Annotated in this window: 22 protein-coding genes; 13 read left to right on the top strand and 9 right to left on the bottom strand. The window is 71.3% G+C overall.

Annotation, left to right across the window (positions count from 1 at the left end; translation table 11 throughout):
- Positions 1-63: 63 nt before the first annotated feature.
- Positions 64-930: a class I SAM-dependent methyltransferase gene (locus MB828_RS45705; RefSeq protein ID WP_430381524.1), complete on the bottom strand. Its 867-nt coding sequence runs from the start codon at positions 928-930 to the stop codon at positions 64-66.
- A gap of 316 nt (positions 931-1,246) precedes the next feature.
- Here MB828_RS45705 and rpsA point away from each other — a divergent pair, with 316 nt between their 5' ends.
- The 4 genes from rpsA to MB828_RS45685 all read left to right on the top strand — a co-directional run bounded on the left by rpsA (position 1,247) and on the right by MB828_RS45685 (position 5,135).
- Positions 1,247-2,743 carry a 30S ribosomal protein S1 gene (gene rpsA, locus MB828_RS45700; RefSeq protein WP_046729628.1) on the top strand — a complete coding sequence of 499 codons (1,497 nt, stop codon included), beginning with the start codon at positions 1,247-1,249 and terminating at the stop codon, positions 2,741-2,743.
- A 302-nt stretch (positions 2,744-3,045) separates the two neighbouring features.
- A complete protein-coding gene (locus MB828_RS45695; RefSeq protein WP_301653314.1) occupies positions 3,046-3,984 on the top strand; it encodes a PAC2 family protein in 939 nt (312 codons plus the stop codon).
- 67 nt (positions 3,985-4,051) lie between these two features.
- The gene (gene coaE / locus MB828_RS45690) at positions 4,052-4,663 is read left to right on the top strand and encodes a dephospho-CoA kinase (RefSeq protein ID WP_301653313.1); all 612 of its coding nucleotides are present in this window, start codon (positions 4,052-4,054) and stop codon (positions 4,661-4,663) included.
- Positions 4,664-4,748: 85 nt separating this feature from the next.
- On the top strand, positions 4,749-5,135 hold the full coding sequence (locus MB828_RS45685; RefSeq protein ID WP_133027083.1) for a tetratricopeptide repeat protein: 387 nt from the start codon (positions 4,749-4,751) through the stop codon (positions 5,133-5,135).
- A gap of 48 nt (positions 5,136-5,183) precedes the next feature.
- On the opposite strand, the gene MB828_RS45680 is transcribed toward MB828_RS45685, so the two are convergent.
- The gene (locus tag MB828_RS45680) at positions 5,184-5,498 is read right to left on the bottom strand and encodes a DUF6343 family protein (RefSeq protein ID WP_301653312.1); all 315 of its coding nucleotides are present in this window, start codon (positions 5,496-5,498) and stop codon (positions 5,184-5,186) included.
- 132 nt (positions 5,499-5,630) lie between these two features.
- Between MB828_RS45680 and MB828_RS45675 the strand changes: the two genes are divergently transcribed.
- Together MB828_RS45675 and MB828_RS45670 are read left to right on the top strand one after the other, a co-directional pair.
- On the top strand, positions 5,631-6,545 hold the full coding sequence (locus tag MB828_RS45675) for an acyltransferase domain-containing protein (RefSeq protein ID WP_301653311.1): 915 nt from the start codon (positions 5,631-5,633) through the stop codon (positions 6,543-6,545).
- A 147-nt stretch (positions 6,546-6,692) separates the two neighbouring features.
- On the top strand, positions 6,693-7,376 hold the full coding sequence (locus MB828_RS45670) for a class I SAM-dependent methyltransferase (RefSeq protein ID WP_301653432.1): 684 nt from the start codon (positions 6,693-6,695) through the stop codon (positions 7,374-7,376).
- Positions 7,377-7,500: 124 nt separating this feature from the next.
- On the opposite strand, the gene MB828_RS45665 is transcribed toward MB828_RS45670, so the two are convergent.
- The gene (locus MB828_RS45665) at positions 7,501-7,872 is read right to left on the bottom strand and encodes a DUF1330 domain-containing protein (protein WP_301653310.1); all 372 of its coding nucleotides are present in this window, start codon (positions 7,870-7,872) and stop codon (positions 7,501-7,503) included.
- Positions 7,869-8,219, bottom strand: a complete 351-nt coding sequence (locus MB828_RS45660) for a nuclear transport factor 2 family protein (RefSeq protein WP_133027078.1) — start codon at positions 8,217-8,219, stop codon at positions 7,869-7,871. The genes MB828_RS45665 and MB828_RS45660 overlap by 4 nt, the downstream gene beginning before the upstream one ends.
- Positions 8,220-8,338: 119 nt before the next feature.
- Between MB828_RS45660 and MB828_RS45655 the strand changes: the two genes are divergently transcribed.
- A complete protein-coding gene (locus MB828_RS45655) occupies positions 8,339-9,121 on the top strand; it encodes a helix-turn-helix domain-containing protein (RefSeq protein ID WP_301653309.1) in 783 nt (260 codons plus the stop codon).
- Positions 9,122-9,215: 94 nt separating this feature from the next.
- Complete coding sequence (locus MB828_RS45650; RefSeq protein ID WP_301653308.1) at positions 9,216-9,686, top strand: DoxX family protein; 471 nt, start codon at positions 9,216-9,218, stop codon at positions 9,684-9,686.
- A gap of 67 nt (positions 9,687-9,753) precedes the next feature.
- On the opposite strand, the gene MB828_RS45645 is transcribed toward MB828_RS45650, so the two are convergent.
- Complete coding sequence (locus MB828_RS45645) at positions 9,754-10,362, bottom strand: RNA-binding S4 domain-containing protein (protein WP_301653307.1); 609 nt, start codon at positions 10,360-10,362, stop codon at positions 9,754-9,756.
- Between the two features lie 104 nt (positions 10,363-10,466).
- Between MB828_RS45645 and MB828_RS45640 the strand changes: the two genes are divergently transcribed.
- Positions 10,467-11,159, top strand: a complete 693-nt coding sequence (locus MB828_RS45640) for a uracil-DNA glycosylase (protein WP_301653306.1) — start codon at positions 10,467-10,469, stop codon at positions 11,157-11,159.
- A gap of 5 nt (positions 11,160-11,164) precedes the next feature.
- On the opposite strand, the gene MB828_RS45635 is transcribed toward MB828_RS45640, so the two are convergent.
- Positions 11,165-12,637, bottom strand: a complete 1,473-nt coding sequence (locus MB828_RS45635; RefSeq protein ID WP_301653305.1) for a LamG domain-containing protein — start codon at positions 12,635-12,637, stop codon at positions 11,165-11,167.
- Between the two features lie 51 nt (positions 12,638-12,688).
- On the bottom strand, positions 12,689-13,357 hold the full coding sequence (locus MB828_RS45630) for a GntR family transcriptional regulator (protein ID WP_133027072.1): 669 nt from the start codon (positions 13,355-13,357) through the stop codon (positions 12,689-12,691).
- 192 nt (positions 13,358-13,549) lie between these two features.
- Between MB828_RS45630 and MB828_RS45625 the strand changes: the two genes are divergently transcribed.
- Both MB828_RS45625 and MB828_RS45620 read left to right on the top strand, forming a co-directional pair.
- Positions 13,550-15,007 carry an NCS1 family nucleobase:cation symporter-1 gene (locus tag MB828_RS45625; protein WP_301653304.1) on the top strand — a complete coding sequence of 486 codons (1,458 nt, stop codon included), beginning with the start codon at positions 13,550-13,552 and terminating at the stop codon, positions 15,005-15,007.
- 5 nt (positions 15,008-15,012) lie between these two features.
- Positions 15,013-15,735: an aspartate/glutamate racemase family protein gene (locus tag MB828_RS45620; protein WP_301653303.1), complete on the top strand. Its 723-nt coding sequence runs from the start codon at positions 15,013-15,015 to the stop codon at positions 15,733-15,735.
- A gap of 168 nt (positions 15,736-15,903) precedes the next feature.
- On the opposite strand, the gene MB828_RS45615 is transcribed toward MB828_RS45620, so the two are convergent.
- Both MB828_RS45615 and MB828_RS45610 read right to left on the bottom strand, forming a co-directional pair.
- The gene (locus MB828_RS45615) at positions 15,904-16,356 is read right to left on the bottom strand and encodes a GNAT family N-acetyltransferase (RefSeq protein ID WP_301653302.1); all 453 of its coding nucleotides are present in this window, start codon (positions 16,354-16,356) and stop codon (positions 15,904-15,906) included.
- The gene (locus MB828_RS45610; protein ID WP_301653301.1) at positions 16,353-16,766 is read right to left on the bottom strand and encodes a RidA family protein; all 414 of its coding nucleotides are present in this window, start codon (positions 16,764-16,766) and stop codon (positions 16,353-16,355) included. Before MB828_RS45610 ends, MB828_RS45615 begins: the two co-directional genes overlap by 4 nt.
- A 161-nt stretch (positions 16,767-16,927) precedes the next feature.
- Between MB828_RS45610 and MB828_RS45605 the strand changes: the two genes are divergently transcribed.
- A complete protein-coding gene (locus MB828_RS45605) occupies positions 16,928-17,659 on the top strand; it encodes a hypothetical protein (protein ID WP_301653300.1) in 732 nt (243 codons plus the stop codon).
- Between the two features lie 649 nt (positions 17,660-18,308).
- Positions 18,309-20,087: an FUSC family protein gene (locus MB828_RS45600; protein WP_430381530.1), complete on the top strand. Its 1,779-nt coding sequence runs from the start codon at positions 18,309-18,311 to the stop codon at positions 20,085-20,087.
- The last annotated feature ends 69 nt before the right edge of the window (positions 20,088-20,156 follow it).

Genomic DNA, 20,156 nt, shown 5'->3' with positions numbered 1-20,156 from the left:
CCGCGAACACCAGTTTCACGCGCGCGCGTGCGCTAGCCAGCAGTGCCGGTGCCGCCGACGAGGTCAGTCCCGCTCGCACACGAAGATCGCCGTGCCCGGGATGAGGTTGCCGCGCAGGGGGGACCAGCCGCCCCATTCGGAGGTGTTCCAGGCAGGCCACTCCGGTTCGACCAGGTCGACGAGCCGGAAGCCCGCCGAGACGATGTCGCGGACGCGGTCGCCGAGCGTGCGGTGGTGCTCTACGTACACCGCATGGCCCTCGTCGTCCTGCTCGACGTAGGGCGTGCGGTCGAAGTACGAGTTCGCGACCGAGAGGCCCTCGGGACCCGGCTCGTCCGGGAACGCCCACCGGACGGGGTGGGTCACCGAGAAGACGAAACGGCCGCCCGGACGCAGCACACGACGCACCTCGCGCAGCACCAGACCCGGATCGGCGACGAAGGGGAGCGCGCCGTAGGCCGAGCACGCCAGGTCGAAGGAGCCGTCCGCGAAGGGCAGCGCGCCCGCGTCCGCGCAGACGAGGGGAAACGATCCGCCGATGCGCAGTGCGTGCTGGAGCTGGCGGTGCGAGAGGTCCAGGGCGACCGGACGGGCCCCCTGGGCGGCCAGCCACCGCGCGCACTGGGCCGCGCCGGCGCCGATCTCCAGGACGTCCTTGCCCTTCAGCTCCTCGGGCGGGCCGAGCAGCTCGGCCTCCACCTCGTCGAGACCCTCGGGACTCCACACGAAACGGTCGTCCCCGAGGAACGTGCCGTGCTCGATCTGGTAGTCGTCGGCGTTGCGGTCCCACCAGCCCCGGTTGGCCCGGCTGCTCTCGGCGGCCCCGGCGGTGCGCCGGGTGGCTTCCGGTTCGAGGTCGAACGAAACGGGCTCTTGGATGATCGGCTCCCTCGTCGTACTCTTCCCTGCAACCCGTCGCCGGGGTGTCACGGAAGAGGTTTCCCAGACCTGCGTGGCCTCGTGGGACGGTTCTTGTGCCGGGTATGCGGGGATCCGCCCCGGGTGTGCGCCTTCGCGCATTGACCCTGCCCGGCTGCCCCCGTATGCTACAAGTTGCGCTGCGGGCCTGCGCTCCTCAGACGTAGCAGGCTGCGCTCGCATCTGTTGTATGCCCCCTCGGTTTTCGAGGCGCCACCACGGTTTTGTGTGGCGCTTCCTTGGCTGTCCGGTCTTCATCAGAGCGAAACGGGCTCCCGGCGTAAGCAGTACCTACGACTTCAATGTCCGTACCGGAGCCCTTTCCCACATGACGAGCAGCACCGAGACCACCGCCACCACCCCGCAGGTTGCGGTCAACGACATCGGTAACGAGGAAGCCTTCCTCGCCGCGATCGACGAGACGATCAAGTACTTCAACGACGGCGACATCGTCGACGGCGTCATCGTGAAGGTCGACCGGGACGAGGTCCTGCTCGACATCGGTTACAAGACCGAAGGTGTCATCCCGAGCCGCGAGCTCTCGATCAAGCACGACGTCGACCCCAACGAGGTCGTCGCCGTCGGTGACGAGATCGAGGCCCTTGTCCTCCAGAAGGAGGACAAGGAAGGCCGCCTGATCCTCTCGAAGAAGCGCGCCCAGTACGAGCGTGCCTGGGGCACCATCGAGAAGATCAAGGAAGAGGACGGCATCGTCACCGGTACCGTCATCGAGGTCGTCAAGGGTGGTCTCATCCTCGACATCGGCCTCCGCGGCTTCCTCCCGGCCTCCCTGGTCGAGATGCGCCGCGTCCGTGACCTCCAGCCCTACGTGGGCAAGGAGCTCGAGGCGAAGATCATCGAGCTGGACAAGAACCGCAACAACGTGGTCCTGTCCCGCCGTGCCTGGCTGGAGCAGACCCAGTCCGAGGTCCGCCAGACGTTCCTCACGACCCTCCAGAAGGGTCAGGTCCGTTCCGGTGTGGTCTCCTCGATCGTCAACTTCGGTGCCTTCGTGGACCTGGGTGGCGTCGACGGTCTGGTCCACGTCTCCGAGCTGTCCTGGAAGCACATCGACCACCCGTCCGAGGTTGTCGAGGTCGGCCAGGAGGTCACCGTCGAGGTCCTCGACGTCGACATGGACCGCGAGCGTGTCTCCCTGTCGCTGAAGGCGACCCAGGAAGACCCGTGGCAGCAGTTCGCCCGCACCCACCAGATCGGCCAGGTCGTGCCCGGCAAGGTCACGAAGCTGGTTCCGTTCGGTGCGTTCGTCCGCGTGGACGAGGGCATCGAGGGTCTGGTCCACATCTCCGAGCTGGCCGAGCGCCACGTGGAGATCCCGGAGCAGGTCGTCCAGGTCAACGACGAGATCTTCGTCAAGGTCATCGACATCGACCTCGAGCGCCGCCGCATCAGCCTCTCGCTGAAGCAGGCCAACGAGGCCTTCGGTGCCGACCCGGCCACGGTCGAGTTCGACCCGACCCTGTACGGCATGGCCGCGTCCTACGACGACCAGGGCAACTACATCTACCCCGAGGGCTTCGACCCCGAGACCAACGACTGGCTCGAGGGCTACGAGACCCAGCGCGAGGCGTGGGAGCACCAGTACGCCGAGGCGCAGCAGCGGTTCGAGCAGCACCAGCAGCAGGTCATCAAGAGCCGCGAGGCCGACGCCGCTGCCGCCGCCGAGGGTGGCGACGCCGCGGGTGCCGCTCCGGCCGCGGGTGGCGGTTCGTACTCCTCCGAGGGTGCGGACACCTCCGGCGCGCTCGCTTCGGACGAGGCGCTCGCCGCGCTCCGCGAGAAGCTGGCCGGTGGCCAGAGCTGAGGCCTAGCCACTGAGGCCTAGCCGCTTCACCGAGGGCCCGCACCTTCCGAGGTGCGGGCCCTCGGCATGTTCCGAGGCGCCGGCCTTCGTATGTCTCCGAGGTGCCGGCCTTCGCATGCTTACGAAGGGCCGCCTTCTCGTGTTCCGGTGCCGCCCGCCCGCCCCGCCGGGAACTTCCCGGCGCCCCTCGGGAGTTGCCATGCCGCGGCCCGGCACGAAAAGGCGGTGAGAGGCCGGCGGATCAGGAATGCCCACGTCGTGCGACGCGTTGTCACGTACGAACACGAGGAGGAGCGGTCACAGTGCTTGATCCGCAGGGTTTGTACGCATGGGAGCCGAAGGGCCTCGCCGTCGTCGACATGGCGCTCGCCCAGGAGTCGGCCGGTCTTGTCATGCTCTACCACTTCGACGGATACATCGACGCGGGCGAGACCGGCGACCAGATCGTCGAGCGGCTCCTCGACTCGCTGCCCCACCAGGTCGTCGCCCGCTTCGACCACGACCGGCTCGTGGACTACCGGGCCCGCCGCCCGCTGCTGACCTTCAAGCGGGACCGCTGGACCGAGTACGAGGAGCCCGGCATCGAGGTCCGGCTGGTCCAGGACGCCACGGGGGCGCCGTTCCTGCTGCTCTCCGGCCCCGAGCCGGACGTCGAGTGGGAACGCTTCGCCGCCGCCGTACGGCAGATCGTGGAGCGGCTCGGGGTCCGCCTGTCCGTGAACTTCCACGGCATCCCCATGGGCGTCCCGCACACCCGCCCGGTGGGTCTCACCCCGCACGGCAACCGCACCGACCTCGTCCCGGGCCACCGCAGCCCCTTCGACGAGGCCCAGGTGCCCGGCAGCGCCGAGGCGCTGCTCGAATACCGGCTCATGGAGGCCGGCCACGACGTCCTGGGCGTCGCCGCGCACGTTCCGCACTACATCGCCCGGTCGCCCTACCCGGACGCCGCCCTGACCGTCCTGGAGGCCGTCACGGGCGCCACCGGGCTGGTGCTCCCGGGTGTCGCCCACGCCCTGCGCACGGACGCGCACCGCACCCAGACGGAGATCGAACGCCAGGTCCAGGAGGGCGACGAGGAACTCACCGCCCTCGTGCAGGGCCTCGAGCACCAGTACGACGCGGCCGCGGGCGCCGAGACCCGGGGCAACATGCTCGCCGAGCCGGTGGAGATCCCCTCGGCGGACGAGATCGGTCTGGAGTTCGAACGCTTCCTCGCGGAGCGGGAGGGCGACAACTAGGGCCCGCCGGCAAGGTTTCCGGGGCCTGTCCGGGCCGGTGCCGGTGGCAGGCCCTAAGCTGCGGGGCATGCTGAAAGTTGGCCTCACCGGCGGGATCGGCGCCGGCAAGAGCGAGGTGTCCCGGCTGCTCGTGGAACACGGCGGCGTGCTGATCGACGCCGACCGCATCGCGCGTGAGGTCGTCGCGCCGGGCACCCCGGGCCTGGCGGCCGTCGTCGAGGCCTTCGGCCCGGAGGTACTGGCCGCCGACGGCAGCCTGGACCGCCCGAAACTCGGTTCGATCGTCTTCGCCGACCCCGAGAAGCTGGCCGTGCTCAACTCGGTCGTGCACCCCCTCGTGGGTGCCCGCTCCCGCGAACTGGAGAACGCGGCCGCCGCCGACGCCGTGGTCGTCCACGACGTCCCGCTCCTCGCGGAGAACGGCCTCGCCCCGCTCTACGACCTCGTGGTCGTGGTGGACGCCGCCCCCGAGACCCAGCTCGACCGGCTCACCCGGCTGCGCGGTATGACGGAGGAGGACGCCCGCGCGCGTATGGCCGCGCAGGCCACCCGCGAGAAGCGCCTGGAGATCGCCGACATCGTCATCGACAACGACGTGCCCCTGGACGTGCTGCGACGGCGGGTCGCGGAGGTCTGGGCCGAGCTCGTGCGCCGGGCGCGGGAGTCGGCCCCGAGCTAGCGGGCGGCCGTCTTCGGAATACGTCTTCGAAATAGCGGACACCCGTCCGGGCGTTGAACCGCTTCAGCGAGGGAAGGACTTTGCCGTGCCCGAGACCAGCGGTTCGACCGGACGTACTCCGGAGACGCATGTCATCGATTTCCGTGCCGCCGAGCAACTGCTCAACGCACGGGACCCACGGGGCGCGGTGAAGCTGCTCGACGGAGTGATCGCCGCGCACCCCGAGAACACCGCAGCCCGGCTGCTGCGCGCGCGTGCCTTCTTCGCCGCCGCGCAACTGCGGCCCGCCGAACTGGAGTTCACGATCGTTCTGGAGCGGGAGCCGGACAACGCGTTCGCCCACTTCGCGCTCGCCCGCACCTATGAGCGCCAGGGCCGGGCCGACCTCGCGATACGTCACTTCCGGCTAGCGGCCGCACTGGACCCGAACCCCGAGTACCTGAAGGCGGCTCGCTTCGAGAACGGTACGTGAGCGGATCCTCGCCCACGGTGGCCGAGGCCGGCCGAGGAGGAAGCGTGCTCACGGGTGGCGGTGCCGCGGTGGGCGCCGGAACGGCGGCGGGCGGGTGCCCGGCTGAGGAGTGTCCGCCGGGCGGTACGGCGGTACGTCACGGCCCGGCTGGTAGTGCGGGCCCTGCCGCATGTGTCTGAGGATCATGGTCATGTCGACGGTGGCCACCAGCCACAGCACCCCACAGGCGATCGCCCAGCCGGGACGTCCGACGAGCACGAACACCACGGTGCCGAAGATCGCCCAGGCCACTCCCCACAGGCTCAGCCACAGCCGCGCCCGCAGCGCACTGCGCGCGGTGGTCGGTTCACTGCCTGTACGCATCCCGGATCACCAATCCTCCTAGCAACGTACTCTTCGACGAGGACGTTCACCAAGGGGCGAGGACGTTCACCAGGGACGCGTACGCCAGGAGACGCGTACACCAAAGGACGCGTACATCAAGGGGGACCGCACGTGCTGCCGGACGCCGACGACCTGCCCGACCTGCTCCTCGATCTCGCCGTGCCGCACGAGGACATCAACGAGGTGACCGCGCGTCTGCGGACCGTGACGGTCGACCCCGGGGTACGACGGCTCCTGGAGGAGTGCGCCGAGGACGTGACCCGCGTCGTCCGGGAGGTCGACGACCCGGCCGGACTCGGGGACCGGGCCGCCCACGCCCCGGCCGCCCTCGGCGAGTACTTCCTCGTGTACGTCTTCCTCTTCGCGGTGCCGCGCGTGCGCGCCGCGCACCGGGAACTCGGCATCCCCGACGACATCGGCCGGCACACGCTCACCGACCTCGGCCGCGGCATGGCGCTGCACCGCAGAAGGTACGGCCACGGGGGCCTCGGTGCCCGCCAGGCGCACTGGCTGACCCGCCACTTCTGCGGCAAGCTCTACCAGCTCGGGCGACTGCAGTACGAGCGGGCGGGGCTCGGCACCCGGACGGCACAGGCGATCACCGCCGCCGGAACCCCGGTCACCGCCGACAGTCCCAGCCTGAACTTGCACATCCCTGACTTCCTCGGACCGCTCACCCCGGCCGCCTGCGACCGTTCCGTGCTCCGGGCCCGGGAGTTCTTCGCCCGGTACTTCCCCGCGGAGTCCCCGGCCGTCGCGACCTGCCACTCCTGGCTGCTCGACCCGCAGCTGCGGCAGCATCTCCCGGCGGACTCCAACATCGTCCGCTTCCAGGAGCGGTTCCGGCCCGGCTGGGACGACCGGGAGCCGGCCGACACCACGCCCGTCGGCTTCGTCTTCGGCGACCCCGACCTCCCGGCCCGCGACCTGCCCCGGCGTACGTCGCTGGAGCGGGCGGTCGGCGACCGGCTGCGGGCCGGCGGCCACTGGTACATCGGGCACGGATGGTTCCCGTGGGAGCAGTGACAACCTCCGACACAACCTGACGCCCTGTCACGGGCCGTACTGTGCGGGAAAGTTCCCGTGCGATGTCGAACGACTCGAACGAGTGAACCATCGGGGTGCGGGAACGGCTGTGCGGCGGCCGACCGTTCTTCGGGCATGACGGTTGAAATGCGTGAGGGATACGAGGGAACAGGACCCGGTGCGATCACGCCGGACGGCTGCGCGGTGGAGTTCTACTCGCGGCTGGCCGTGGGGAACGAACCGGACATCATCGAGGCGGCGGTCCCCGCGGGTGCCCGCATCCTCGAACTGGGCTGCGGTGTAGGGCGGGTGACGCACCCGCTCGTGGCACGCGGCTTCACGGTCACGGCGGTCGACGAGTCCGCGGAGATGCTGGAGCGCGTACGAGGGGCGCGCACGATACGCGGCACCATCGAGGGACTCGACCTGGGCGAGAAGTTCGACGTGGTGATGCTCGCGTCGTTCCTGGTGCACACCGGAGACCTGGAGGTGCGCCGGGGCATGCTGCGGACCTGCGCGGCGCACGTGGCGGCAGACGGCTGTGTGCTCGTCCAGCGGGAGGGCGCGGACTACCACACGAAGGTGCCCAGAGAGCGGGTCGACCCCCATGGCTACACCGTCCGGATCGTGTCGGCCGAGCCGGTCGGGGACGGGGTGAACTCGGTACGCGCGGAGTACGAGTTCCCGGACGCGACCTGGACCCAGACGTTCCTGGCCCGGCCGCTCACCGCGGAGCAGTTCGAGGAGGCGCTGGCGGAGGCGGGCCTGGAGGTGGCCGAGTATCTGACGGAGGACAGGACATGGGTGCGGGCGGTACCCGCGGCCCGGTAGGCCCCGGCGGCGCCGGCTGCCTGACGGCCCCGGAGCCCCGGTCCAGGTGGGTGCGGTCCGGCGGTGCTCCCCGCCGACGTCGTCGAGAGGCCGAGGGGGGCACCGCTGAGTGGGTCGTCCGCGCTCAGCTCGCCAACTTCGCCGGGGCGTTCATGAGCGGGAACAGCTGCGAGATCTTGTCACTTGCGCGGTAGCCGTCGGGCACCCCCTCGACCAGGGCGACCATCGAGGTCGCGTGCTCGGTGCGGAGCGGCAGGATCGCCTGGTAGTCCGGGGACTCGTACCACTCCTGTGCGCGGGCCGTGTCGGGGAACTCGAGGATCACGACGTCGCCGTTCCAGGTGCCCTCGTGCTCGACGAGCCGTCCGCCGTGCACGAGGAAGCGACCGCCGTACGGTGCCATCGTGGCCTCGATGCGCTCGATGTACTCGGCGATCTCCGGGCCGACGTCGACGTTGCGCAGGTACCCGACCACGTACGCACGCGGCGCCGTCATGCCGGCACCTTGTCCAGGAAGCCGCGCACGTCCTGGATCCGGCCCGACTCGTCCAGCACCAGGACGTCGAACCCGATCACCAGCGGCTCGGCGCCCTCCGGTCCCAGACCCCAGCGGAACCGGACCTGGCTGTGGTGGGCGTCGGCCTCGCCGACCTGGGTGAACACGAAACCCGGGAACTGCGCCTGCACGCCGTCGACGATCGCGGTGATCCCCTCGTGGCCGGAGACCTCGGCCATCGGGTCGGTGTAGGTGACCTCGGGCGACCAGTACTCGGAGACCAGCTTCGTCCGCTCGTCGCCGGTCGCGTTCCAGGTGGCCAGGTACTTCTCGACGATGCCGTTCATGTTCGTCTCTCCGTTCGTCTCGATCGGCTGATGTCCCAGATCCTGGCCCCGGGCGGGGCGTCCGATCCATGACCTCAGAGGTCATGGCACCCCGGACCCGTCCCCTTACACTCGCGGACATGAGCGTTGCAGTCGAAGTCCCCCCGGTCGGTGCGCTGTTGAGGACCTGGCGTGAGCGACGCCGGTTCAGCCAGCAGGAGCTGTCCAACCGGTCACGGGTCTCCACCCGGCACCTCAGCCGGGTGGAGACCGGCAAGGCGCACCCGACACCGGAGATGCTCATGCACCTCTCCGAGAACCTGGACGTGCCGCTGCGGGACCGTAACCGGCTTCTGCTGGCCGCCGGTTACGCACCGCGCTATCAGGACCACCAGCTGGACGACGCGTCGATCGCCGTGGTGATGGACGGTCTGCGCCGGCTCCTCGACGCCCACCTGCCGTACCCCGCACTGCTGTTGGACGAACACTGGGACATCGTCGACGCCAACGCGGCCGTTGACCAGCTGCTGGCCGGCTGCGCGCCGGAGCTGCTGGAGCCACCGGTCAACGTGGTCCGGGTCAGCCTGCACCCGGGCGGGCTGGCCGCCCGGATCGGCAATCGCGCGGAGTGGGGCAGCCACCTGCTGCAACAGGTGCGACACCGGGCCGAACGCAGCCATGACCAGCGTCTGCACGAGCTGGCCGGAGAGGTGGCCGGGTACCTTGGCACGACCGCTGCCACCACCCGTGCCAAGGGGCCGGTGGTCACCCTCGAAATCGAGGTGGACGGCACCCCGCTCCGGTTCTTCAGCACCTCCGCCACCCTCAGCACCGCCACCGACGCCGCACTGGAAGGACTGCACCTGGAGACGTTCCTGCCGGCCGACGAGGAGACCCGGCGCCGGTTCGACCGGGCGGAGTGAAATCCGGGAAATCCGTTCGGCGGCGATGAGTTCTCCGGCGGCGACGGGTCTACCTCTGTGACAGCAACAGAGACCGTCTCCCCAGGAGAACCCCATGTCCGAGACCACCGCTCCCGTCGCCCTCGCCGCTTCCGCCACCCCCGCGACCCCGGCCGTCGACCGGTCCGCGACGTCCGGTGGCCGCCGAGTCGCCCGCCTCGCCCTGCGCACGGTGCAGGTGCTGCTCGCCCTGTTCTACGCCGTGGCGAGCGCGCTGCCCAAGCTGATCGCGCATCCCTCCGCCGTGGAGTCCTTCGACAGGATGGGATGGGGCAGCGCGGGCATGTACACCATCGGTGCGCTGGAACTGGCCGGTGCCGTCGCCCTGCTGGTGCCAGTGCTGCAGTCGGTGGCGGCGACGGCGCTCAGCGGGCTCATGGTGGGCGCGTTCATCGTGCAGATGACCGTCTTCGACGGCCAGTACGCGGCGACCCCGCTGATCCTGACGGTGCCGCTGATCCTGATCGCCTGGGCCCGGCGCGAACAGAACGCGCGGCTGTGGGGGCTGGTGCGGGGACGGAGCTGAAGCACCGGGCGAGGGGGAGCAAACCGGCCCCACCCGCCCTCACCCGGCCCCGCTGCGCCCCGGTGGATCACCGTCCGCCGGGGCGCCCGCCGCTCGGCCGGCCGGTGCTGCCCGTCCCGCCCAGGCCGCCCGTGCCGCCAGGTCCGCCGAGCCCGCCGAGGCCACGGAGCCGTTCCAGCTCGCGGCGGTCGCGCTTGGTGGGGCGGCCGGTGCCGCGGTCGCGCAGGCCGATCGGGGCGACGGCCTCGCGGGGCGGAGGCGGCGGTGAGTTGTCGACGTAGCACTGGGCGGCGACGGGGGCGCCGACCCGCTTGCGGATCAGCCGCTTCACGATGACGATCCGTTCCCGTCCCTCCTGCCTCAGCCGCACCTCGTCACCGACGCGCACGGAGTGGGCGGGTTTGACGCGCTCGCCGTTCAGCTGGACATGCCCGCCCCGGCAGGCGGTGGCTCCCATGGAGCGGGTCTTGATCAGCCGCACGGCCCAGATCCAGCTGTCGATCCGGACACTCTCCCCGGGAGCCGGCGCGGCGGCCTCGGCGGCGGCGACCGCCGCGGCGACGGCGGCGGGATCGGGAGCCCCGGCGCTCCGCACCGGCTCGGCCGCGGCGGAGGAACCGGCGTCGGCACCGGCACCCTCGTGTGCCGCGCTGCCGTTCACGTCCTGAGAAGACATGCCCCGACCTTAACGCGCGGCCGAGAGGCGTGGGGAACCGCGCGAACAGCCACGACCGACCCGCGGTCGCCCTCGCACACTCACCTCGGCCCTACCGTTGAAGCATGCACCGCACCCCTCTCGCCGACCTGGACGCCCGTGTCAGCGACTGCCGCGCCTGTCCCCGGCTGGTCGCCTGGCGGGAGGACGTGGCGCGTACGAAGCGCGCCGCGTTCGCCGACTGGACGTACTGGGGGCGGCCCGTCCCCGGCTTCGGGCCGCCCGACGCCCGCCTGCTGGTCATCGGCCTGGCCCCGGCGGCGCACGGCGGCAACCGCACCGGGCGGATGTTCACCGGTGACCGCTCCGGCGACGTGCTCTACCAGGCGATGTACGACGTCGGGCTCGCCTCGCAGCCGACGGCGGTGAGCGTCGACGACGGACTCGAACTGTACGGCGTGCGCATCACCTCGCCGGTGCACTGTGCCCCGCCCGACAACAAGCCGACGCCCGCGGAGCGCGACACCTGCCGCCCCTGGCTGGTGGAGGAGCTGGCGCTGCTGCGGCCGACGCTGCGGGCCGCGGTCGTGCTCGGCGCGTTCGGCTGGCAGGCCGCGCTGCCTGCGTTCGCCGCCGCGGGCTGGACGGTGCCGAGGCCCCGCCCGCGCTTCGCCCACGGCACCCGGGTCGACCTGGGCGGCCTGGACCTCTTCGGCTGCTTCCACGTCAGCCAGCGCAACACCTTCACCGGGCTGCTCACCCCCGAGATGCTCCGCGACGTGCTGCGGACGGCGGCGGAGACCGCCGGGCTGCGCTGAGGAACTCAGACCAGGCGGGCCGCGGCCACCGGCCGGTCACCGACCGGGTGGGTGCCGGTGGTCGCGGAGGAGTTGACGCTCCAGCGGTAGCGGGAGAACCCACCGGTGGCGTCGGACGCGTAGAACATCATGTGGCCGATGCCGACGCCCTGGAAGTTCTCGCCGTCGACGTTGCTGACCATGCGGGTGTCCGGGTATCGCGGGTAGTTGGAGAGGCCGTGGACGCCGTGCGGGTCGGAGGTGCAGTCGACGATCTCGACGGCGTACTGGGTCTCGCCCGGGAAGTCGGCCACTCCGCTGAAGATCCCCTTGACCTCGCGGACCAGCACGATGTGCCCGGTGTTCGCGGTGTCCTGCCCGTTGTAGTCGACCGCGACCAGGTCGCCGGGCCGCAGATCGGCGACCCTGCGGACGGGACGCAGGCGCGGGCCGCCGCTGTTCTTCAGGAAGGCCTGGCAGTAGTCGGCGGCCTCCGGGGTCTTCTCCCCGAAGTACTGGAGGAAGTAGGCGTCGGTGGCCCAGCCGTAGGTGTGCCTGAGCAGCGCGGTGACGAAGGACGAGCAGCGCGCCCGGGACACCCAGCTCGCGAGGTCGTCCGGACGGCCCCAGGTGACGGTGGCCGTCGCGTTCATCAGGTAGACGTTGTTGGCGTCCGCCGTGGCACCGCTGATCAGCGAGACCTCGTCGGCGCTCAGTGCCCGTCCGTAGCCGCGGACGTCGCTGATCGCGCCCTTGAAGCGGTTCACGTAACCGCCGTCCCAGCGGGCCCGGCCGATGCTGAGGCCCTGGGGCGCGGCCCAGGAGAGGGCGGTGCCGGCGCTGCCTTCCAGCACGCCGTTGACGTACAGCTTGATGTTCGTGCCGTCCCAGACGCCGGTCAGGTGGGTCCAGACACCGGTCCTGTCGACGGGCCGGGCACCGAGGGCGGAGACCTTGACCGCCTGGTCCTCGCTGCGCACCTTGAAGGCCCAGGTCCTGGCCGAGTCGTCGTACTGGAGCAGGAAGCGGCTGGCGCTGCTGCCGTCCTGGCTCACGGCCGTGTACATGTTCGTCAGCACGGCGTCGTCGGCCAGCCGCACCCAGGCCGCGACCGTGAACGGGGCGGTGGTGTCCAGCACGGAGGCGGCGGCCGCGTACGCGGTGGAGGTGCCGTCGAAGCTCAGCTCACCGCCCGCCCGCAGGCTGGTCCAGCTCGTCCCGGAGCCCAGGGTGACGGGGTGCTCCAGGCCGGAGCGGTCGGCGGCGGAGCCGTCCAGCGGCCAGTGGCCGGCGAGTCCGGTGGGCAGGTAACCGGCCGCCAGCATGCGCTGGTACTGCACCATCCGCTCGGCCTCGGCCAGATGCGGTGCGGTGACCGGGGTGAACGGCGTGTCCAGCGGGGCGTCGGCCGCGGCGGTCCCCGTGCCCGCCGCCGTACCGGCCAGCGTGCCCATCCCCACGAGCGCGGCTCCGCTCAACAGCCCCCGTCTGCTCACCATGGTCATGCACTCCCCGTGTCGATGTGATCGGCCCGCCAGCCTAGGGGACGGTCAGCCGCCGGTCTCCTCGCCGAACAGGTGCCTCACCGTCGACCGGTAGTTGGCCCGCACGTGGTCGAGCGCGAGGGCGCGGGCGCGGTCCGGGTCGCCGGAGGCGATCGCCTCGTACAGCTCGCGGTGCTCGGTGAGGAGCTGGGGCCACTCCTCGTTGCGCCGGGTGAGCCAGCGGAGCCGGCCGTCGACCGGTTCCATGACCGCGATGAGCAGGCTGTTGCCCGCCAGGGCGAGGATCCGGTCGTGGAAGCGCGTGTTGACGTCGGTGATCGTCTCGGCGTCGTCGGACCTGGTCGCCGAGGCCGCCTGGTCGAGCAGCTCCCGCAGCTCGGCCAGTGCCTCGGGTGTCGCCCGCGCGGCCGCCAGCCCGGCCGCGTACACCTCCAACGCCTCGCGCAGCTCGAAGAGTTCCTTGACGTCGGTCGGGGTCAGCCGGCGCACGACCGTACGGCGGGCCGACTCGAAGAGCACGAAGCCCTCGGCGACCAGAGCCCGGATCGCCTCCCGGACCGGCACCCGGGACACGCCGAACCGCTCGGCCAGTTCCCGCTCGACCAGTCGGTCACCCGGGGCCAGCCGCCCCTCGATGATGTCCTGCCGCAGGGTGGCGAGCACGCGCTCGCGCACCGCGCCCAGGGGTTCGATCTTCGTAGTGGGGGAGCCCATGAGGTCATTTTCGCCGACCCGAGGGGGCTTTTACGGAGCCGTAACCGGACGGACATCGGTCAGAACGCTTGACGGGAGGACCATGACGGCAGTTTGGTATACCAAACGCGCGCAACAGCCCATCCGCGGCACTCGGCGGCAGCACCCGCAGCCGCCCTCCTCCCTCCCCGCCCCGTAGTTTCTGGAGGCCCCGTGTCCCTGGCCGACCGCGCCGAAGCCACCGGCGCACCCGCGTTCGTCCCCGACCCCCGGCTCACCAACGAAGACCTGGCCCCCGCCGAGCAGCGGAACTGGAAGGTCTTCGACCTCTTCGCGATGTGGATGTCCGACGTCCACAACCTCGGCAACTACACCTTCGCCGCCGGTCTGCTGGTCCTCGGCATGAACGTCTGGCAGGTCTTCACCTCCCTCCTCGTCGGCTTCGTGCTCATCTATGTCGGCATGAACTGGATGGGCAGGATCGGCCAGCGTCACGGAGTGCCGTTCCCGGTGGTCAGCCGGATCAGCTTCGGCGTCTGGGGCGCCAACATCCCCGCCCTGATCAGGGCCGTGATCGCCATCATGTGGTACGGCATCCAGACCTATCTGGCGTCCGTCGCCGTCAACGTGATGCTGCTGGCCGCCTGGCCAGGCCTGAAGTCCCTGACGGAGACCTCCTTCCTCGGCCTGGACACGCTGGGCTGGATCTCCTTCGTCTCGCTCTGGCTGATCCAGGCGGCGATCATCAGCCGGGGCATGGAGTCGGTCCGCAAGTTCCAGGACTTCTGCGGCCCGGCGATCTGGCTGGTCATGATCGCCCTCGCGGTCTGGATCCTCGCCAAGGCCCACTGGACCATCTCGCTCACCTCCACCCCGCACCCGGTCTCCACCGGCGAGCAGTGGCGCCAGTGGTTCGGCGCGATCGGGCTGATCCTCGCCACCTATGGCACGCTGATGCTCAACTTCTGCGACTTCTCGCGCTTCGCACCCGACTACCGCACCGTGCGCCGCGGCAACTTCTGGGGCCTGCCGATCAACTCCACGGCGTTCGTGGTCGTCTCGGTGATCGTGACCGCGGGATCGCTGGAGGTCTTCGGCGAGGCCATCACCGACCCCGCCGAACTGGTCGCCAAGGTCGGCAACACCTGGGTCCTGGTGGTGGCGGCGCTGACCTTCGCGGTCGCCACCATGGGCGTCAACATCGTCGCCAACTTCGTGTCACCCGCGTACGACCTGGCCAACGTCTGGCCCCAGAAGATCAGCTTCAAGGTCGGCGGCATGATCAGCACGGTCGCCGCCCTGGTCGTCACCCCCTGGAACCTGTTCTCCAACCCCACCGTCGTCAACTACTTCCTCGGTGGCCTCGGCGCCTTCCTGGGACCGCTGTTCGGCGTGATCATGGTCGACTACTACGCGATCAAGCGCGGCAGGGTGGACGTACGGCGGCTCTTCGACGCGGCGCCCGGCTCCCCGTACCACTACCGCAAGGGTGTCAACCCCAAGGCGCTGTGGGCGTTCCTGCCCTCGGCGGCGGTCGCGGGCGTGCTCGCGCTGGTGAAGACCTTCAGCGACGTGGCGCCGTACTCCTGGTTCATCGGCACCGCGCTGGCCGCCGGCCTGTACCTGGCGCTGTGCCGGGGTGACCGGATCCCCGAGACCGAGGAGGCCTGACGGACGTGCGGATCGTCGTCACCAACTGCAACACCACGCAGGAGATGACCGAGGAGATCGTGCGAGGTGCCCGGGCCGCCGCAGGCCCGGGCACCACCGTGACCGGACTGACCCCCGGCTGGGGGCCCGAGTCGGCGGAGGGCTGGCTGGACAGCTATCTCTCGGCGGCCGCGGTCCTGGACACCCTGCGGAGCTACGACGGCCCGCCGTACGACGCGGTGGTCATGGCCGGCTTCGGCGAGCACGGACGGGAAGGCGTACGGGAGTTGCTGGACGTCCCGGTCGTCGACATCACAGAGGCCGCCGCGCATCTGGCCTGCCTGCTGGGCCGCCGCTACGGCGTCGTCACCACGCTGGACCGCTCGCGCGGGCAGATCGAGGACAGCCTGGAGACGGCGGGCGTCGCCCGCAACTGCGTGGCCGTGGCGGGCACCGGACTGGGCGTCCTCGACCTCGCCGGTGACCCCGGGCGGACGGAGGCCGCGTTCCTGGCGGCGGCCGAACGGGTCCGGGACGCCGGCGCCGAGGTCCTCGTCCTCGGCTGCGCCGGGATGACGGGCCTCCAGCGGGTGGTGGGGGAGAAGCTGGGCGTCCCGGTCGTGGACGGCGTCGGCGCGGCGGTCAAGCTGGCGGAGTCGCTGGTCGCCCTCGGGCTCACCACCTCCCGGGCGGGGAGCTACGCGAAGCCGCTGACGAAACGCCGGTCATGGGGTCCACGGCACCCGTAGGAACGGCGGCCGAGCCCACGCCCGACCACACGGCAGCCTGACCACACGGCGGCCCGACCGCACGGAGGCCTGACCACACGGCAGCCTGACCGCACGGCGGCCCGACCGCACGGCGGCCTGACCACGCGGCGGCGTGACCACGCGGCGGCCTGGCCCGCGGCGACGGGCTCAGGGCCGCCAGACGTACCGCACGTCCGGCTCCCGCTCCTCGTTCCCGCTCCCGTCCGTGGACTCGACGGCGACGAAGCCGTGCCGTTCGTAGAACCGGTGGGCGGGCTTGTTGACCTGGAACGTCCACAGCGTGAGCCCCCGCGGTGAGCGCTCCTTCGCCAGCGCGACGAACCGGTCACCGACACCCCGCCCCCGCCACGCGGGGTCCAGATACAACTGGGACAGCACATCCTCCGCGAGCACCATCACCCCCACGACACGACCGTCCGCCTCCGCGAGCCACGTCTCCCGCTCCGGCACCACCACGTCCCGGAAGTACGCGCGCACCTCGTCGTCGGAGCGCGCCCGGACGACGGTCGGCAGCGCCGCACCGTACGACCGCAGCCACACGTCGGCGACGGCCCCGGCATCCGGACCTCCGGCCCGCCGCAACACGACCCCACCACTCACGCTCCCGCCCCCTCGGGTACGACGGCCGTGGCCGTGATCTCCACCAGCTGTCCGCTGTAGCCCAGGCAGGCCACGCCGACGAGCGTCGAGGAATGCGGCCCCGCACTGAGCCCGGACGCCTCGACGACCTCCCAGACGGCGGAGAGCACCGCGGTGTCGCCGCTGACCACGTACACGTCGGTCGCCACCACGTGCTCCATGCCGGCGCCCACCGCCCGCAGTTGCTCCTCGAGGTTCGCCAACACCTGCCCGGCCTGCCGCACGGGGTCCCCCGCACCGACCAACTCCCCCTCGGCGTCGAGGGGGACAGCCCCGGCGAGGAACGCGAGTCTCGTACCGGCCTCCACGACGGAGGCGTGCGAGTAGGCCGGCGGTGGAAAGAGGGCGGTGGCGCTGACACGGCGGATCACGGCGGCTCCTGGAACAGGCGGCGAAGAACCTTCCGATCATCCAAGAGACCATTCGCCACCGCATCAGGTTTTCCGTGGTGGAATACCTCGGATCTCTGTGACCGACCCCGTGGTCGAAAATGCTTGGAGATCGGCCGGTTGGCGCTGTTACTTTTCTCTGCGTGGCGAAACTCAATCAGATCATCGCGGTCGAGAAGGGCATCAAGTCCAAGGCTCACCAGGACCTGACGTCGGCTCATCACGGGTTGCAGAAGCCCGCGTTGCTGGCCGGTATCTCGCGGACGTATCAGCCGAAGGACGAGGAGGGTGAGCAACTGCCGCCCGAGTCCACGCGAGTGCAGGTCAAGGCCGAGGACGTGCTGCGGGAGACCTCGGCCACGCTGACGCGGCTCTTCGATGTGACCGCCACCAAGGACTGGGCCAACTGCGAGGCCAGGGCCGACGTGAAGGTCGACGGGCGGGTGCTGGTCGCCGGGGTGCCCGTGGCCTATCTGCTGTTCCTGGAGAAGCAGCTGGTCGATCTCCACACGTTCGTACGGAAGCTGCCCCTTCTCGACGCCTCGGAGTCGTGGGTCCAGGACCCCTCCACCGACGCCTGGAAGACCGAGCCGGTGCGGACCCTGCGCACCAAGAAGGTGCCCCGCAACCACGTGAAGGCCGAGGCGACGGAGAAGCACCCGGCCCAGGTCGAGGTGTACTACGAGGACGTTCCGGTGGGGTACTGGACCACCGTGAAGTTCTCCGGCGCCCTGCCCGCACGGCGCGTGAACGAACTCCTCGACCGCGTCGAGAAGTTGCAGCAGGCCGTCAAGTTCGCCCGAGAGGAGGCGAACGGCGCCGACGTCGTCGACCAGCGGGTCGGGGACGCCGTGTTCGGTTACCTCTTCGGGTGACCTTCCCAGACTCCCCGGCCCGACGTGGCCGGGGTGCGCGAGGAGCGCAAAGCTGAAGCTGAGCCTTGTCGTGAAGAGCGGTCGTACCCCACAGAACACGGGGCGGACCGCGTTGAATCTCAGACTCTCGCTCCAGACTCAGCATTCGCCGCCGATCGCCGGATCGACCGGGCCCGGGCCCCAGCACGTCGAAATGCAGGTTCAAGTCCTGCCCGCGCAGCTCGATGCGTGGTGGTCCAAAGGAAGGACGCGGCGACCTCACGACTGACCCGGGTTCTCAAGCGTGCCGGCGTGTGACTTTCGGCGGCATCCCGGGGCCCGGGGGCAGGCTACGCCCTCGGGCCCGCTCGCGTTCCCGGCCCCGAATCCAGGCCCCCGAAACCCGGCCCTCAATCCAGGCCGCCCGCAATTGCGTTCATAAAGAACTCGGTCCTTCGGGACACATGTCACACCCGCGAAATGCGATCGAACCTTTCCGTACGGGAACCCGATCTACCGTTGGACAACGAAGCCAACAGCCCGGCCACCGTCGCCCGAAGGCACACCCCGCCCTCGTCCGGACAGGAGCCCCGTGTCCCGTCGTATCACCCTGCCCCCGTGGCTCGCCCACGCCCTGCGCGCCCAGCGCGGGCCCGTGCCCTGGAGCGCGGTGACCAGAGGCGCGCTGGCCGCCGGGCCGCTGCTGCTCGCCGCGGTCATGGTCCACCGCACCTCCCTCGGCGTGGTCGCCGCCATCGCCGCCATGCTCGCCGGGATCAACGACCGGCCGGGCAGCCGGCGGGCCGCGGTGCGGCGGCTCGGAGCGCCCGCGGCGGCCGGCGCGGCAGGGCTGCTCGTCGGGACGTACGGCGGCGCGCACCTCACCGCAGTCCCCCTGACCCTGCTGCTCACGGGGCTCGGCCTGGTCGCCGGCGGCATCAGCGCCGTCGGGCCGGTCGCGTCCGGCGCCGGGACCCAGCTCCTGGTCGCCGCCGCCATCGGCGCCGGGATGCCGGTCGCCGAGGCGGGCTGGCAGCGGGCCCTCGCCTTCCTCGCCGGAGCCGGCTGGCTGCTGGTGCTGCGGCTCGCCCTGCCCACCCCCGGCGCGACCGCGGGTGACTACCGTTTCGACGGGGAGCGGGACGCCGTCGCCGCCGTCTATGACGCCATCGCCGACCTGCTCGAAGCCGTCGCGGGCGAGGCCGCGCTCGGCCGGCGGAAGGCGCTGAGCACCGCGCTCGACCACGCCCAGGACGCGCTCACCGGGCCCCGGCTCAGGCGACACGCCAGTTCCGCCGCCGAACGCCGGCTGCACACGCAGTACACCGCCGCGCTGCCCCTCGCCGAGGCCGCCACCGCCCTCGCCTGGGCCGGCGAACCGATATCCGGGCGGGCCGCCGAAGGACCCCGGCGGCTCGCCGCCGCCGTCCGGGAGAACACCGGCACCGGACCGTTGCCCGCGCCGTCCCGCGCGGTACCCGCACTGCGCGCCCTGGACGACGCGCTGCTGCGGGCCGCCGAGGCCTTCGACCGGTCCGAGGGTGCGGACCAGCGGCCGCCCGCACGGCGCCGCGGCCCCCGGGAGATCCTGCGCGCCGCGTTCGGCAGCGGCGGACGGGAGTACGGGCTGCGGGTCGCCCTCTGCTTCGGGGCCAGCGCCGCCATCGCCCAGGCCCTGCACCACACCCGCTGGTACGGCACGCACCAGCACTGGTACTGGCTGCCCGCCACCGCCGTCTTCCTCGTCAAGCCCGACCTCGGACCGCTCGCCTCGCGGGTGCTGTGCCGGGCCGCCGGGACGGTGCTCGGCGCCCTCCTCTTCGCGGGCTTCGCCGCGGTGCTGCCCCGCCCCGAAGGGCTCATCGCCCTGGTGGCCGTCTGCGGCGCCCTCGTCCCCGTCTCCACCCGGCACTTCGGCGCCCAGACCGTCGTGGTCACCGTCCTGGTGCTCGCCCTGGTCATGGTCGGCGGTGAACCGCAGGCCTCCGTCAGCCGGATCGGCGAGACGCTGCTGGCCTGCGGGCTGGTGCTGCTCGTCGGGCATCTGCCGATGCCGGGGGAGCGCGGCGGCGGGGTACGGGCCCGGCTGGCGGCGGCCGGGCGGGCCGCGCACGCCTATCTCGCCCACGTACTGAGCGAGTCCGCCGACCGCGGCGAACGCTGGGCGCTGCGCCGCGAGGCCTACCGCACCCTCGCCGAGGCCCGCACCGCCATCGCCCTCGCCGCCGCCGAACTCCCGGCTCTCGCCCGGCACACCGAGGGCACGGACGCGGTGGCCGCCGTACTCGAACGGCTCGTGGACACCACCACCGCGTGCGCCGTGCACCTCGACGAGACCGGCCGGCTCACCGCCCGTCACACCCGGCAACTGGAAGATCTGGCTGACGAGTTGGAGCAGGGCGGGCAGCGGCTCGGGGTCACGGTGCCGCGGATGCCCCTCGCCGCGTAGGCCGGCCTCTCGCACCGGGCCCACGTAAAAATTCTCCGCCGCACCGATGAGTTCTCCGTCCGCCCGCGG

The organism is Streptomyces arenae, assembly GCF_022343545.1.
GTDB classification, from domain to species: Bacteria; Actinomycetota; Actinomycetes; order Streptomycetales; family Streptomycetaceae; genus Streptomyces; species Streptomyces humi.
This window is presented reverse-complemented; position numbering and strand designations above follow the sequence as displayed.